The sequence below is a fragment of the Pseudoalteromonas sp. SA25 genome (assembly GCF_011378705.1).
Classification (GTDB): domain Bacteria; phylum Pseudomonadota; class Gammaproteobacteria; order Enterobacterales; family Alteromonadaceae; genus Pseudoalteromonas; species Pseudoalteromonas arctica.
On the sequence record NZ_WTKV01000001.1, the window covers coordinates 219,151 to 234,923 of the forward strand.

The window sequence follows — 15,773 nt, forward strand, 5'->3', positions numbered from 1 at the left end:
GCCAAGTTGAAAACTAATAAATATGCATAAATCATTTGAAACTAACCAAAATAACTATATTCAGCAAATAGATACAACGTTTCTAAAAAAGAGAAATATTTATTTAGGTGTAAAACGAGACGATTTACTGCATCCATTAATAAGTGGTAATAAATGGCGAAAGTTAAAATATAATTTAGCGCATATGCAAAAGATAAATAAAACAGAAATTCTGACTTTTGGTGGCGCGTTCTCAAATCATATTCACGCCTGCGCAGCAGCAGGAAAAGAATTTAGCATTAAAACACATGCAATTATTCGCGGACCAGAACTTGATAACAACAACCCAACTATTCAATTTGCTAAGCAATGCGGTATGCACCTACATGTTGTTAACCGTATAGAATATCGAAAACGCCACGACATCGATTACCTTAATGCTCTGCAAGAGCGCTTTCCAAATGCTTATATTATTCCTGAAGGTGGTACAAATGAACATGCTTTATTAGGGTGTAAAGAGTTAGTACAAAGCTTACCTGAGCATAACTACTTAGTGTGCCCTACCGGTAGTGGTGGCACGCTTGCTGGATTAATAGAAGGCAGTGCTTCAACAACACAAGTGATTGGTGTAGCAGTATTAAAACAAGCTAATTATTTAAATGAAGAAATAAAAAAGCTGAGCGCTAAAGCTAATAATCAAAACAACTGGCAGTTACTCACAGAGTTTCATGGTGGTGGCTATGGTAAGTTTTCACCTGAGTTATGGCAGTTTTGCCAAGATATGAGCCGTACACATAATCTACCGCTTGAGCCTATTTATAGCGGAAAAATGATGTATGCATTGTGGCAGCTTATTGAGCAAGATTATTTCCCATCTGGGAGTAAAATTATTGCGGTTCATACTGGCGGGCTTCAGGGGCTAAATGGACTTAAATACAGAGGGTTAATTTAATTAAATACCGCTTGCGTAAACTCTTGAAATGGCTCGGAAAAGTAAAACCCTTGAGCTCCCACCACTCCCAATTTGGCAAGCGTAAATAACTCTTTTTGAGTTTCTACACCAACGGCATATACAGGTAAATTTAAAAGGTTTGCGGCTTCGACTATCTTTTTTATTTGCCTTTGATTTTGAGTTTTTTCATTTAATAAATGAATTAGTTCGCATGATAATTTAAGCCCGCATACTTGGTTATAATCAGTTAATACAGCTACTTTCTCACTACTTTTTACATTATCAATCACAATTTGTGAACGGTTTTTTTTAATTACATCAAGTGCATTAGTTATCGATTCTCTATGAGTAAAAAACTCAGCCTCACTTATTTCAAATTGTAATTTAGCACTTAATTTAAGCTCTGCTATTTGACTAGGTAACCATTCCCAAAATACATTATTAAACCAATTTTTAGGGTGTAGATTTACACTAACTGTTAAGGCCGAAGATTCACTCAGCATTAGCTTTTTAACTTGTGTTATTACTGCTTTATCTAATATTAAAGCGTCTTGATTACTATAAACCTGATTAATAAAATAACGAGCAGCTAGTAAACCAAGTTGGCTATGCCTAACTCTGATAAGAGCTTCATGTTCTAAAATTTCCCCGCTAGAGAGCTTAAATAAAGGCTGGAAGAATAATATAAATTTGTTCTTTTTAATATTTTCGATAACTTGCTTACTAGAAAGTGGTTTTTCTTGGCAGTAATTTAACGCTAAGCGGTGAGAGTGCTGTACTGAGCTGTTTTGCGATAGCATAAGTGCTGATTTTGCTAACTGATAAACCGCAATTTTATCTGCGCCTAATCGATAGTCGCACGCACCTATTTTAATATTTTTATGAGTCATACTTTTTTGATAATTTTGGCATAGTAAAAACACGCTCTGATGGAGCTTTTCAACGTAGCTGTCTAACTCGGGAGTAGGTATATGTGGCAAGGTGACGGCCAAGTAACTGGAATTTAGTATTTTTACCGACACATCTTTAAATTCAGTCAATTTTCGAGTGATTAACACTTTAAAAATAGCTTCTTTATCGGTTTTCTTATCAAAGTCACATTCAATGAGTAAAAATAAGCTATGTGATGCTCTATTAACCCCATACAAAGAACTTAATTCGCATTTTTTTACTTGTTTAATTAATCGTATTTTATTTTGTTTAATAGTTTTAGTAGGTTGTATCATTGTATTTTTGGGTGTAATTCTACGGCTTACATTTAATAAGCCCCACCAACGATAAGACCAGCCAGCGGCGCCTAATATGATCAAGTTTAGCAATATAAATAAGTAACTTTGTGTTACCCAAGCAGGATAGTGATAGAGGCTCAAACTTAATGTTTTGTAAGAAAAAACTTCGCGCTCTATATTCACTAAATGCCTAAAATGCTCTGCAGGCTTTGGCACCTCCAACACAAAACCTTCACTTTTAGCTAATGCGGCCAACACTTCATTGTTTATAGAAGGAGATAAATTCAGCTCGTAAACGTGTTTAACGAACTGCTGCCCAGAAGCATGAACTTTTTGATGTAATGCATCATTTAAAACGAAATTAAAACTAATAAGCATCATTAAAAATAAGACAAAAGAGATACCTTTGAAGTACTTGAAAAGCCAGAGTTTACTCTTTTGCATAGCCTGCCACCCGTTAAATTATTAACTAAAGTGTTGTTCAATATCTATAGAAGTACAAGGCTGTAAACTAAGTTTAAACGTTTATTAATAGCGCTAAACAAAAAACACTCTGATAAACGAGACATAATAGTTTAAATTAGTTAGATATTAGATATTAGATAAAGGCCCACATGGGGGCTGTTTAAAAGTCTGTGTCATTTCAGCATTATTAAATAGATGGACTGATAATTAATTTAATTGCTCATACATAATTTTACTTCGCACTAAATGAGCAAGTGTTTTAGCACCCAATTTGCTCATTACATGGGAGCGATGAACCTCAACGGTACGTTCACTAATATTTAAATCGCATGCAATTACTTTGTTCATTGCACCATCCGTCACTCGCTCAAATACTTCTCGCTCTCGGCTCGATAGCGACTCTACATTAATTTTATTTTTGTGTTTATCGAGTAATTTTTCATGTTGGCTCTCATTAAATATCAATGCTTCGTTAATGCGATCAATCAAATGCTGCTCATCAAATGGCTTTCTAATAAAATCAATTGCGCCTAAACGCATAGCCTCTACTGCCATTGGAATATCACCATGTCCGGTAATAAATATAATAGGTAGTGAGCAGTTTAAATTTTTAAGTTTTTGCTGCACTTCCAAGCCGCTCATTTTAGGCATACGTATATCCAGCACTAAGCAACCGGTCATATTCTCATTATATACATCTAAAAATGCAGACCCTGAGCTAAAACTCTGTGCATCTATTCCAATGGAGTCTAATAATATTGCAAGCCCTTCACGCACACCTTCATCGTCATCAATTATAAACACGCTTTGCTTATCACTCATTCGCGACTCCTTTTTTCATAAATTGGCAGAGTAAACATAAAAATGGCCCCTGTTGGTTTATTATCACAAAAATTAATATGACCGCCATGCTCTTCAATAATACTTTTTGATATTGATAGGCCAATACCTGTGCCATTTTCTTTGGTTGACGAAAATGGTTTAAATAATCTTTCTCTCATTTCTTGGGCCAATCCTGCCCCTGTATCGGTCACTGATATTTCAACATTTTTATCTTCATTTAGTTTTATTTCAAGCTCTATTTTTGAACCATTATCACAAGTATTTAACTGCATAGCTTCCATACCATTGCGCAACAAATTAAGAATAACCTGCTCTATTTGAACTCGATCAACAAATACATCAACAGCCTCATCACATGCTGTCATTCGTATAGTTATATTGCGAAGCCGTGCTTCTGACTCAGCAAGATTTATTACTTCTTTTATCATAAATATACAATCGATGACTTCTTTTGAGCGCTGCCCTTTTTTGGTCATTAACTGCATACGCTCAATAACGGCTCCCGCTCGACGAGAGTGCAAACTTAGTTTTTCAAATATTGAGGGGAGCTTTTCAAACTTTCCTTTCTCACAAAAATTTTTAGCTGTCTGAGAAAAAAGTGAAATTGCAGTCAGAGGCTGGTTTATCTCATGTGCAATTCCTGCTGCCATTTCTCCTAATGCATTTACCCTTTCGGCATGAGCTAATTGTTCAGTATGAAGCCGAGCTTGTTCTTCAGAAGCCCGTTGTTTTGTGATATCTCGAATTAAACCAACAAACATCGTATTTTCATGGTTTTGTATTTCACTTACCGATAAATGAATTGGAAACTGCGTGCCATCTCTGCGTTTAGCAATAAGCTCTCGACCTACACCAATAATATGCGTTTGCTTTGTTTTTAAGTATTGAGCTAAATGTTGATCGTGCTGATCACAAAAAGGTGTAGGCATTAGTATTGTTATGTTTTTATTTTTCACTTCATCAGCGCTATAACCAAACATAACTTGTGCAGCAAAATTAAAGCTTTGAATAAGCCCATGCTGGTCAATTGTAATAACCGCTTCAACTACTGAATTTACTACCGCATCAGAGAAGGCATAACTACTAATTAAATCAGCCTCAGCCTCCTTAATAGAAGTAATATCATTGATAAACCCTTCAATGATTATTTCGCCATTAAAAATAGAACTAACTGGGCCTCCTTTTTCCCATACTAATTTAATATCGCTATTTTTAGTGATGATCCTATATTCAAGTTCAAAGGGGCTGTTTACTTTAAAAGCTTCGTTAAGTGACTTCTCTACCCGTTTAAAATCATCCTCATGTATTATTTTTCTCCACAGCATTCTATTTTTTTTAAACTCAGCCCGAGAGTAACCAGTTAAATTTTCACACCCATCACTAACAAGTATCATTGGCCTGTTTATAGTGTTAGATGAGTGATACGCCATACCTGGAAGGTTTTTTAACAAGTGTTCAATTTTATAACGTTCATCTTTTAGTTTACTACGTGCAAATAAATAGGTGTAAGCAGCCAATACAATTATTAAAGTGATAAAAAGGCCCAGTGCAATTAAAATTCTCATTACTTTATAGTGAGCAATATATAAAAACTCATCGTTGGGCGATACGTTTATTTCCCATTCATGACCTTGCAAATAATAAGATGAGCTTTTACTCCAGGCATATGCAATAGCGGGTTGGTTGCTTTGATCTGAGTACACTTTATGCCCATCAATAAACAGTGTGAAATAATACTCGTTGAGTAAAAAATCAGGCACAACAGACTTAATATAAGGTTTAAACAGCAATACACCTGAGATAAAACCATCTAATTTATTGCCTCTTGTATTGGCGTTAAAAATTGGGATATGTATTCCAATCCCTTCATCTCCATGAATAAACGCCAAAGGCATTATGACTGCCCTTTGCTGTGTATCTTTTGCTTTTATTGCTGTTAATAAGGCAGGTGGGTTTAACGCTAAATTAAAATCGATAGTCACTTCATTATTGTGCTTTGGTATTCTTTTTCGAACATGAAAGGTGTTGTCAATCCAGCCAATAGCTTGATAACCATATTGTGTACCATAAAAATTTTTACTAATCGCATCCCAATCACTTTGCGACATACCACTTGAAATAACCGATAGTTTAGATTGCTCTGAAAGCGATGTTATTCGCTTTTCTAAATCGTTTTTAAGTAGTGTTTTAATGCCTTCAGCGGTGTCTTGGGTTATGCGTTCAATATATGTTCGCTCTTGAGAATCTATATGGAAGACTATAATAATCATTAAGCACGTAACCAGCATACCAAGTATTATTGCATACCATAAAATGGCTAATTGGGATGAGGAAAATAGCTTTGCTTCTTTATCGCTGTAGTTCATAGTGAATTTACACTAACGCCTAGTTGATTAATAACGAGTAAACTTACTTATCTCGCACTTCCTTGCTTAATAATCCTCCTCGCTTACACTTGCGTCAAGAGGTAACTAAACAATAAAATTAGCTCTATTGAGTCAATTACTTAACTTTTCAAGCTGTGGTTTTCCACATGTTTTTACGTAACATCACCAATAGTTTCACTTCAATACTTACTCTAGGATAGTTACATACGCAGTTTCTCGGCGTTATTCATTAAAAATGAAAGTGTTAACAATCTTATTTAGTTTAATTGAGGGTACTATCATGGCTTACGCAACAACAAATCCATATACAGGTGAGGTTGTAAAAACCTTTCCTGATGCTACTGATGCTGAAATCACTCAAGCAATAGAAAATGCCGATTCGGTATTCCAATCTTGGAAGCGAACATCTTTTTCTTCACGCGCAAAAATAATGCAAAAAGCGGCCGACTTATTACGCAAAAATGTTATTAAATACGCTAATTTATTAACCCTAGAAATGGGAAAAATAACATCAGAAGCAAAAGCCGAAGTAGAATTATCAGCCGCTATTTTAGAGTACTACGCTAACAACGCTGAAAAACTTCTTGCACCTACAAATTTACCCGTAGCAGAACCTGCTGAAGGTGAAGCAGTTGTTGTACACGAACCGCTTGGTGTACTACTTGCTGTTGAACCATGGAATTTCCCGTATTACCAGGTTGCTCGTATCATTGCGCCACAATTATCAGCGGGCAATACGATGTTACTCAAGCACGCTGGGATTGTTCCACAATGTGCAGCAGCATTTGAAGCTCTCATGATCGAAGCTGGCCTACCTAAAGGCGCTTTTAAAAACCTATACGCCGCACATTCCCAAACAGAAATGATCATTTCTCATCCATTAGTTCGTGGTGTTGCACTTACCGGTTCTGAAAGCGCTGGTGCAATCGTTGCTTCTACCGCTGGTAAAGCACTTAAAAAGTCTACATTAGAGCTTGGTGGTGCAGACGCATTTGTTGTACTTGCTGATGCTGAAATGGAAAAAACGGTTAATTGGGCTGTATTTGGTCGTCATTGGAACGGTGGACAAGTATGCGTATCGTCTAAACGAATGATCATCGAAGATGAAGTTTATGATGAGTTTGTTGAACTTTATACTGCTGGTGTTGCTAAGTTGCAAGCAGGCGATCCACTAGATCCAACTACTACTTTGGCACCATTGTCATCACAAGGTGCAGCTGATGAACTAAAAGTTAAAATTAACGAAGCGATCAAGCTTGGTGCAACTGCCACTGAAGTGGGCCCTAAAGTACCTAGTCAAGGCGCCTTTGTACAACCCACTATTTTAACGAATATTAGCGAAGATAATCCGGCTCGCAACTGGGAATTCTTTGGTCCTGTGTCTATGTTATTTCGTGCAAAAAATGAAGATGACGCAATTAAAATTGCAAATGACTCTCCATTTGGCTTAGGTGGATCAGTATTTACTTCAAATCCTGAACATGGCTTAGAAGTCGCTAAGCAAATATCTACCGGCATGATCTTTGTCAATCATCCAACAATGGTTAAAGCAGACCTACCATTTGGTGGCGTACGCCGCTCTGGTTTTGGTCGTGAGTTAATTGGCCTAGGGATTAAAGAATTTGTGAATCATAAACTTATTGATGTTGTTGATATTGACGCGCCTTTTTAAAGGCGCTGTTAAATAGCATACAGAAAAATTATTTATATAAATATCTATAAATTCAAGTTTAGAGGACATTTTTATGAAAAATATAAATGACAAAGTAGCACTTGTTACTGGAGCTGGTCAGGGTATTGGACGCGGTATTGCATTACGGCTTGCAAGCGATGGGGCTGATATTGCAATCGTTGATATTAACGAAGAAAAAATGGCAGCAGTCGCTTCAGAAATTGAAAATCTTGGTCGTAAAGTAACGACGTTTAAAGCTGACGTAAGTAACCGCGATGAAGTATATGCTGCCGTTGAACATACTCAAAATACACTAGGTGGATTTGATGTCATGGTTAACAACGCAGGTATCGCACAGGTTAACCCTATTGCCGATGTAGAACCTGAAGAAGTCTCGCGTATCTTAAAAATAAACATTGAAGGTGTGCTATGGGGAATTCAGGCAGCAGCAGCTAAGTTCAAAGCTCTAGGACATTCAGGAAAGATCATTAATGCTTCATCGATAGCCGGACATGATGGTTTTGCTATGTTAGGTGTTTATTCTGCAACAAAATTTGCAATCCGAGCTTTAACACAAGTATCTGCGAAAGAGTATGCCAGCGATGGTATCACCGTAAACGCCTATTGTCCTGGGATTGTGGGTACTGATATGTGGGTAACAATTGATAAACGCTTTTCAGAAGTTACGGGGGCTGCTGTTGGTGAAACCTACAAGAAGTTCGTGGATGGCATTGCGCTAGGCCGTTCAGAAACACCTGACGATGTTGCAAGCCTAGTTTCGTATCTCGCAAGCCCAGACTCAGACTACATAACTGGCCAGGCAATCATTACTGATGGTGGTATCGTCTACCGATAAGGTCGCGGACAAGGTGTTCGATTAAGGAAAATTGGCTTACGGCAGCAAGTGAATGAAATGCAAGCTACATCACCCTGTAGTCAGTGAGATGGGGAGCTGTTCTCTATATTACTTCGTGCAAAAGATGTAGCCGACTTAACATTTAATGTTGTTGATATTGACGCGCCTTTTTAAAGGCGCTGTCTCTAGCTTTTTAATATTATAGGAAAAATTATGAACCAAAAAATGAAAGCAGCCGTTGTAGAGCAATTTGGTAAACCTTTAGTTCTACGTGATTTAGATATTCCATCACCTAATGCAGGGCAAATATTAGTTAAAACAGAAGCCTGCGGTGTATGCCACACAGATTTACATGCAGCAAACGGTGATTGGCCATTAAAACCAACTCCACCGTTTACTCCTGGTCATGAAGGCATTGGGCTAGTTACCAAAATTGGTGAAGGTGTTACAAGCGTAAAAGTAGGCGATAGGGTCGGTGTTCCGTGGCTTTATTCTGCTTGTGGACACTGTGAGTTTTGCTTAAGTGCCTATGAACCCGTTTGCCCTGATGCTGAGTTTGGTGGTTATACTAAAAATGGCGGCTTTGCCGAATATATTATCGCTGACCCTAATTACGTAGCGCATATTCCTGATGGTTTATCAGCAGTACAAGCAGCTCCTATAATTTGTGCTGGCATTACAACGTACAAAGGTATTAAAGAAACCGATGCTAAACCAGGTGAGTGGGTAGCAATTTCAGGCTGTGGAGGGCTTGGTCATTTAGCAATTCAGTATGCCAAAGCTATGGGTCTTAAAGTCTGTGCCGTTGATATTGATGATACAAAACTTGAACATGCCACCTCATTGGGCGCAGATGTGGTTGTTAATGCAAAAAAAGCGAATGCCGCTGATACAGTCAAAGAAATAACGCAAGGTGGTGCGCATGGCGTGCTTATTACAGCGCCTTCACTGCCTGCATTTGAGCAAGGGGTTAACATGACCCGCAAACACGGTACATGTGTTTTAGTTGGCTTACCGCCAGGCGAGTTTCCGACGCCGCTATTTGATGTAGTAGCAAATTGTATCACTATAAAAGGATCGTTCGTTGGTAATCGCAAAGATATGGCCGAGGCATTGGCTTTTGCAGCACAAGGCAAAGTTAAAGCTGATATTGAATTACAGCCTTTGAGCGCTATCAATAACATTTTTGAAAGGCTCAAAAATGGCAAGGTCCCTTCTCGCGTAGTTATTGATTTTACACTTTAGATAGCAATAAATACGGTGGACACGTGCCAATAAGCAACAACCACCACCGTATTACTGATTCCACGCCCTAAAACACTAATCTCTACTCTTGGCATTAAAATCTGAGGTATAAAATGAAAATCGGTGTTCCAAAAGAAATTCGCACAGGTGAGCGCCGAGTCGCAACAACCCCTGATGCTGTAAGTAAATTAATAAAACTTGGTTTTAATGTCGCCATTGAAGCGGGTGCAGGTATGGCGGCTAATTACACAGATGATGCGTATATCGCAGCAGGTTGTGAAGTAGTTAACTCAGCACAAGATATATGGGCACAATCTGATATTGTGCTCAAAGTACAAGCACCTGAAGGTGATGAAAATACATTACTAAAAAGTGGACAAACATTAATCTGTTTTTTATGGCCTGCACAAAATCCAGAGATGCTAAAAGATTTAACTCAACGCGGCATCACCGCCATTGCAATAGATAGCATTCCTCGTATTTCTCGGGCACAAAAAATGGATGCCCGAAGCTCAATGGCTAATATATCTGGCTATCGTGCAATTGTAGAAGCAGCCCAACATTTTGGTCGCTTTTTTACCGGACAAATTACAGCGGCAGGAAGAGTTGCTCCCGCCAAGGTACTTGTAATAGGCGCAGGTGTTGCAGGTTTGGCCGCAATAGGATCAGCAAAAAGTATGGGCGCAATTGTTCGCTCATTTGACACGCGCGCTGAAGTAAAAGAGCAAATTGAAAGCATGGACGCTGAGTTTTTAATGCTCGACTTTAAAGATGAAGACGGCTCAGGCGAAGGCGGTTACGCTAAAGTAATGAGCGATGAATTTATCGAAGCCGAAATGGCATTGTTTGCAGCGCAAGCTAAAGACGTTGATATAATTGTTACTACCGCGCTCATACCCGGAAAACCAGCGCCTAAGTTGATCACCAGCGAGATGGTTGCATCAATGAACAGCGGCAGCGTAATAGTCGACCTCGCTGCTGAACAAGGCGGAAACTGTGAACTAACAGTCCCGGGAAAGGTTGCCGTGTGTCATGGTGTGTCGATCATTGGTTACACCGATTTACCAAGTCGCCTAGCTACGCAATCGAGCCAATTATACAGTAATAACTTATACAACCTGTTAGCCGAAATGACCCCAGAAAAAAACGGCGAGCTCTTTGTTGATATGACAAACGACGTTGTATTAGGTGCAACCATATGCACAGAAGGAAAAACAACCTGGCCGCCACCAGCGCCCACACTATCTGCAACCCCTAAAAAGGTAGCCGCAACACCAATTTCTACCCCCACTATTGTTGAGAAGAAGAAATCGGTATTTGGACCTATTATTGGCGCTGCTATCGGTGCATTAGCACTGCTTGGTCTTGGTGGCGTTGCACCCGCTGATTTTATGTCTCATTTTACCGTTTTTGTTTTAGCCTGCTTTGTAGGTTATATGGTTATTTGGAGTGTATCGCCTGCGCTGCATACGCCTTTAATGAGTGTAACCAATGCCATTTCAAGCATTATTGTTATCGGTGCTTTAATTCAAATAAGCTCAACAGACGACACCATTAAATGGTTTGCCGTTTTTACCGTGTTAATTGCGAGTATTAATATTGTTGGCGGCTTTGCTGTAACACATCGCATGCTCAAAATGTTCCGTAAGTGAGGTTGTCATGATCAGTACTGGTATTGTAACCGTGGCATATATTGCTGCGATGGTTCTTTTTATTTTGGCTTTAAACGGCCTATCCAACCAAGAAACTGCCCGTAAAGGTAATTGGTATGGTATTTCAGGCATGGTTATTGCGCTTTTTGCGACTGTTTTGGGCGTTGTTACCAATAACTATATTGAATTGATGATTGCATTATTAGTGGGTGGCAGTATTGGCCTACTTGTAGCAAAACGCGTGCAAATGACTGAGATCCCAGAGCTGATTGCTATTTTGCACAGCCTTGTTGGGCTCGCGGCTATAATGGTTGGCTATGCTAATTTTGCTGACGCTTCCAGCCACTTTTCGGGTATTGATTTAACTATTCATGATATTGAAACCTATGTAGGAGTTTTAATTGGCGCTATTACATTTTCAGGTTCAATTACCGCTTTTGGTAAATTATCTGGTCGAATAGGCAGCAAGCCTTTAACACTACCAGGGCGGCATATATTCAACCTTTTATTATTATTTTCTGTTACCTGGCTTGGGCAGCAATTTGTTGTGCAATCGGCTGTAGGGAGTGGCGTGTTGCCACTGGTTATTATGATAGCGCTTGCTTTAGTTTTTGGTGTTCATATGGTTATGGCAATTGGCGGTGCCGATATGCCCGTTGTTATATCTATGCTTAATAGTTACTCAGGCTGGGCCGCTGCCGCGACAGGCTTTATGCTAAATAACGACTTACTTATTGTCATTGGCGCATTAGTAGGTTCAAGCGGAGCTATTTTAAGCTACATAATGTGCAAAGCTATGAATCGAAATTTTTTATCTGTCATTGCCGGCGGCTTTGGTGGTGGCAATGTAAAAGCCTCATCTGGAGAGGTTCAAGATCAAGGTGAAGTGCTTACCATAAGTGCAACCGAAACAGCTGCACTACTTATGAGTGCAAAAGAAGTAATGATTATTCCGGGGTACGGGATGGCCGTTGCAAAAGCACAGCAAATAGTCTCTGAACTCACAAGTAAATTACGTGAAAAAGACATTAACGTGCGCTTTGCAATACACCCTGTTGCAGGGCGAATGCCTGGACAAATGAATGTGTTATTAGCTGAAGCTAAAGTTCCTTACGACATTGTTTTTGAAATGGATGAAGTAAACGACGATTTTTCACAAGTTGATGTTTCACTTGTTATTGGTGCGAACGATATTGTCAATCCATTGGCACTTGAGGAACCAAACAGCCCTATTGCAGGAATGCCTGTACTTGAGTGTTGGCATGGTAAAACATCCATTGTTTTAAAACGCAGTATGGCGACAGGCTATGCAGGCGTGCAAAACCCCTTATTCTTTAAAGAAAACACACAAATGTTATTTGGAGATGCCAAAGACACGTTAGTCGAAGTTGTTGCTGCACTATAAAAGTAACGTTGTAAAGCCGTGGAGGATTCCATGGCTTTGTTATTTTTGCATTACTTAAATTTTATATTTTTGAGCTCCGCTTAATTGCCGTGATTATAACTAGTTAAACTACCTATTAAACCTTTGAGTCAAATTCTATTTTAAGTTATTCAAAACAGGATCAAACAACGGGAGATATTACGATAGGTACTTAATATAGATAATTATTAAATCACTTTAATAGTTCAGCTATTTATTTAAACAGCGGATTATAGTTTCACGTAGATTTTGCGCTTTAATAGGTTTTGCAACATGGGCGTTCATGCCAATGGATAAGTATCGTGTAATATCATCTTTCATAACATTAGCTGTTAAAGCAATTATTGGAATATTTGCGATAGTCTCATCACTATCATTACGAATAATTTTACTCGCCTCAACCCCGTCTATAATAGGCATATGAATATCCATCAAAATAATATCGTACAATTGTAATTTCACGGCTTGAATACATTCTAATCCATTGTCGACCAAGTAAATTTGAGCATCAGCCTTCTCTAGTATGTTTGTAACGATTAGTTTATTGATCGAGTTATCTTCCACAACCAATATTTTTATACCTGCCAGCGACGCTTCACTTACGGTGTTTACTATAGGCACTTCATTAAGAGGGCCTACTACTTTACTTTCAATCGCCTCATACAAAACACTCGTGTATACAGGTTTCTGCAAAATAGTTTTTATACTTACTTTTTTGGCTGCATTATTAAGTAAACTTTCGTCACTCATTATAAGCACAATCGTGTTGTTATAAAGTTGAGGATTAATATTGAAAATGCGTATTAAAAAAGTTTCGCTACTCATTGATGGCATAGCCCAGTCGACAATAATAACTTTAAATTTCTCTTTATTGTGTTCAATAATATCAATAGCTTGTTTAGCAGATTGACAGGCCGTACATACCAGCCCCATAGCCGTTAGCTGATTTTCAATTACCTTAAGATCATCTTCATTATCATCTATAATTAATACCTCAAACGAATCAGTAAATGTTAGGTCGGGAGTGTTATCAATCAACGCTTGGTTATTCAATTTCACCTTAATCGAAGCTATAAATTCACTACCTACACCTTGAGTACTTTTTACCGTTATATCCCCACCCATCGATTGGCATAAACGCTTACTTATAGTTAAACCTAAACCTGTGCCGCCAAATTTCCTGGTTGTAGAGCTGTCAGCTTGAGTAAAAGATTCAAATAAATTGGTAAGGCTTTGCTCGGCAATCCCAATACCGGAATCCTTAACAATGAAATACAAACAAACGCTCTTAGGATCAGCTAACGATCTTTTTGATTCTATTAATACCGATACGAAGCCCTGTGTAGTAAATTTAATTGCGTTAGAGCATAAATTTAGCAGTACTTGGTTTATTCGAACTACATCACCTATTAAATCGAGCTTAACCTCTTTACCAATGACAATATCAAATGTGATCCCTTTACTTTGAGCTAGCTCATCAAAAGTTGCTTTGATGTAGTCAACAACCGAATTTACAGAAAAAGGAAATTCCTCAAGGTTAATATTTCCAGACTCAATTTTTGAAAAGTCTAAAATATCGTTAATAACTACAAGGAGTTGATCTGAAGAATATTTAATTTTATTTAAATAATGCTCATATTCCCCAGGCAAACCTTTTTCGAGCAAAATGTTGGTTAAGCCAATAATCCCACTCATAGGAGTTCTAATTTCATGACTCATATTTGCTAAAAATTCAGACTTAGCGGATGTCAGCTTTTCGGCCTCTTCTTTGGCTTGCAACAGTTCTTCAGTACGCTGATCAACGCGAGACTCTAATCTTTGCTTTTCTTCATCAAGCTCTTTTAAAAGTTGAATGCGGCGTTGATTTAAAAACAATACGAAAACTAAAAAGCTGCTAAGAATAGAAATAATCGCAGCAGCGCTGTAAATTAATGTTTTATTTTGCTCAAAATAGGTTGGCTCGTAATAAGATATGATCGACTTTTCTAGCAAGCTTTGTGGAGCTATATCGAACTTGTTTAATTGACGCCAGTCATAAGCGTAAACACTTAGCCCTTCACCACTGATTTCACTTAAGCTTTTATTTTCATTGTATAAAATTATCGAATCGGCAATACGTTCGCCTATTTTTTCACCCGACAACACATACCCACCAACAACACCTGAGCCTAATAGTACCTCCCAATAACTAAAAACGGGCGCAGAACTTGCTTTTGCTAATTGCTCTACGAGCTGATAAGGGCTAAGGGATTTATTGTCGTAATGCCTGAAAATGGGAGTAAACAATATAATTGAATCATCTGGCGCATTTTTTACTTTAGTGAGCAGCTCTGGCATTGAAAGATCAAACCACTTCTCTACGTCTAAATACGAAAAGTCACGGTTAATAACCGAAAAGAGCCCTCGATAAAAGCTCATCCCAATATCGTTTTTTGTATCTAATATAACGATTAATTTTTTAGGCTTCATTAAATTAACAGCGCTTGCTGTTGCTTGCGCGTAATCTAATTTAGCTTGGATCACTGCTCCGTTAGTATTTTTAGGCAAACTAAATTGAGCGCCTGGTTCCAAATATATTCTTGGAGCATTTATAAAAAAGTCATCTAATTGCGATAAAAGTACTGCTGCAGAAGGAGACTGAGTAACAATAATATCGATGTGCTTATTTTTATATTTTTGTTTGAGGTAGTCCTTCATTAACTGTTTTTGATTTGCTTCATCGAATCGGTTTACATCCATATTTTCAACGAAGAGTTCATAACTAAAAGAACGTTCTATAAGTTTTTTACGCAGTCCAGAATCAACACTTTTGTGCCAAGGCATATCTTGGTTTGTTGAATTTATAAATAAAACATGAGTAACATTTGAAGAAGGTTGAGCGTTTGAAATTGGACTCACAAATTGAAAAACAAGAAATAAAAATAAGATATTAGTTTTCATGTTTCTCATTGTGTAATCAAGGTGAAAGTCCTTTAATGGTAAGTGTTAACGATATATATATCAATTAAATAAAATGTAAATACCACCATAATTTAACATGTTTACTAATACTATTTCATTTTATTGCTTA

At 37.9% G+C, this 15,773-nt stretch carries 10 protein-coding genes; 6 read left to right on the top strand and 4 right to left on the bottom strand.

What is annotated here, in order from left to right; translation table 11 throughout:
- The first annotated feature begins 22 nt into the window (after positions 1 to 22).
- Positions 23 to 931, top strand: a complete 909-nt coding sequence (locus GQR45_RS01060) for a pyridoxal-phosphate dependent enzyme (protein ID WP_165724858.1) — start codon at positions 23 to 25, stop codon at positions 929 to 931.
- Here GQR45_RS01060 and GQR45_RS01065 read toward each other — a convergent pair.
- From GQR45_RS01065 to GQR45_RS01075, 3 genes are all read right to left on the bottom strand, one after another.
- Positions 928 to 2,604, bottom strand: a complete 1,677-nt coding sequence (locus tag GQR45_RS01065; protein WP_240920089.1) for an EAL domain-containing protein — start codon at positions 2,602 to 2,604, stop codon at positions 928 to 930. The two genes, GQR45_RS01060 and GQR45_RS01065, sit on opposite strands and share 4 nt — an antisense overlap.
- A gap of 228 nt (positions 2,605 to 2,832) precedes the next feature.
- On the bottom strand, positions 2,833 to 3,447 hold the full coding sequence (locus tag GQR45_RS01070; protein WP_165724859.1) for a response regulator: 615 nt from the start codon (positions 3,445 to 3,447) through the stop codon (positions 2,833 to 2,835).
- On the bottom strand, positions 3,444 to 5,576 hold the full coding sequence (locus GQR45_RS01075) for a PAS domain S-box protein (protein WP_240920092.1): 2,133 nt from the start codon (positions 5,574 to 5,576) through the stop codon (positions 3,444 to 3,446). Before GQR45_RS01075 ends, GQR45_RS01070 begins: the two co-directional genes overlap by 4 nt.
- Positions 5,577 to 6,135: 559 nt before the next feature.
- Between GQR45_RS01075 and GQR45_RS01080 the strand changes: the two genes are divergently transcribed.
- The 5 genes from GQR45_RS01080 to pntB all read left to right on the top strand — a co-directional run bounded on the left by GQR45_RS01080 (position 6,136) and on the right by pntB (position 12,685).
- The gene (locus GQR45_RS01080; RefSeq protein ID WP_165724861.1) at positions 6,136 to 7,527 is read left to right on the top strand and encodes an NAD-dependent succinate-semialdehyde dehydrogenase; all 1,392 of its coding nucleotides are present in this window, start codon (positions 6,136 to 6,138) and stop codon (positions 7,525 to 7,527) included.
- 73 nt (positions 7,528 to 7,600) lie between these two features.
- The gene (locus GQR45_RS01085) at positions 7,601 to 8,383 is read left to right on the top strand and encodes an acetoin reductase (RefSeq protein ID WP_165724862.1); all 783 of its coding nucleotides are present in this window, start codon (positions 7,601 to 7,603) and stop codon (positions 8,381 to 8,383) included.
- Positions 8,384 to 8,608: 225 nt separating this feature from the next.
- On the top strand, positions 8,609 to 9,628 hold the full coding sequence (adhP, locus tag GQR45_RS01090) for an alcohol dehydrogenase AdhP (RefSeq protein WP_206008490.1): 1,020 nt from the start codon (positions 8,609 to 8,611) through the stop codon (positions 9,626 to 9,628).
- A 113-nt stretch (positions 9,629 to 9,741) separates the two neighbouring features.
- The gene (locus GQR45_RS01095) at positions 9,742 to 11,280 is read left to right on the top strand and encodes a Re/Si-specific NAD(P)(+) transhydrogenase subunit alpha (protein WP_165724864.1); all 1,539 of its coding nucleotides are present in this window, start codon (positions 9,742 to 9,744) and stop codon (positions 11,278 to 11,280) included.
- 10 nt (positions 11,281 to 11,290) lie between these two features.
- The gene (gene pntB / locus GQR45_RS01100) at positions 11,291 to 12,685 is read left to right on the top strand and encodes a Re/Si-specific NAD(P)(+) transhydrogenase subunit beta (protein ID WP_165724909.1); all 1,395 of its coding nucleotides are present in this window, start codon (positions 11,291 to 11,293) and stop codon (positions 12,683 to 12,685) included.
- A 228-nt stretch (positions 12,686 to 12,913) separates the two neighbouring features.
- Here pntB and GQR45_RS01105 read toward each other — a convergent pair whose 3' ends face one another.
- Positions 12,914 to 15,643, bottom strand: coding sequence for a response regulator (locus GQR45_RS01105; RefSeq protein WP_165724865.1), 2,730 nt, complete (start codon positions 15,641 to 15,643; stop codon positions 12,914 to 12,916).
- Positions 15,644 to 15,773 lie beyond the last annotated feature (130 nt).

Coding starts and splice junctions, on each gene's coding strand:
- GQR45_RS01075 (WP_240920092.1), bottom strand. CDS start 5,576: ATGTCGCAAAGTGATTGGGATGCGATTAGTAAAAATTTTTATGGTACA.
- GQR45_RS01095 (WP_165724864.1), top strand. CDS start 9,742: ATGAAAATCGGTGTTCCAAAAGAAATTCGCACAGGTGAGCGCCGAGTC.
- GQR45_RS01105 (WP_165724865.1), bottom strand. CDS start 15,643: ATGAAAACTAATATCTTATTTTTATTTCTTGTTTTTCAATTTGTGAGT.
- GQR45_RS01070 (WP_165724859.1), bottom strand. CDS start 3,447: ATGAGTGATAAGCAAAGCGTGTTTATAATTGATGACGATGAAGGTGTG.
- GQR45_RS01065 (WP_240920089.1), bottom strand. CDS start 2,604: ATGCAAAAGAGTAAACTCTGGCTTTTCAAGTACTTCAAAGGTATCTCT.
- GQR45_RS01080 (WP_165724861.1), top strand. CDS start 6,136: ATGGCTTACGCAACAACAAATCCATATACAGGTGAGGTTGTAAAAACC.
- GQR45_RS01085 (WP_165724862.1), top strand. CDS start 7,601: ATGAAAAATATAAATGACAAAGTAGCACTTGTTACTGGAGCTGGTCAG.
- adhP (WP_206008490.1), top strand. CDS start 8,609: ATGAAAGCAGCCGTTGTAGAGCAATTTGGTAAACCTTTAGTTCTACGT.
- GQR45_RS01060 (WP_165724858.1), top strand. CDS start 23: ATGCATAAATCATTTGAAACTAACCAAAATAACTATATTCAGCAAATA.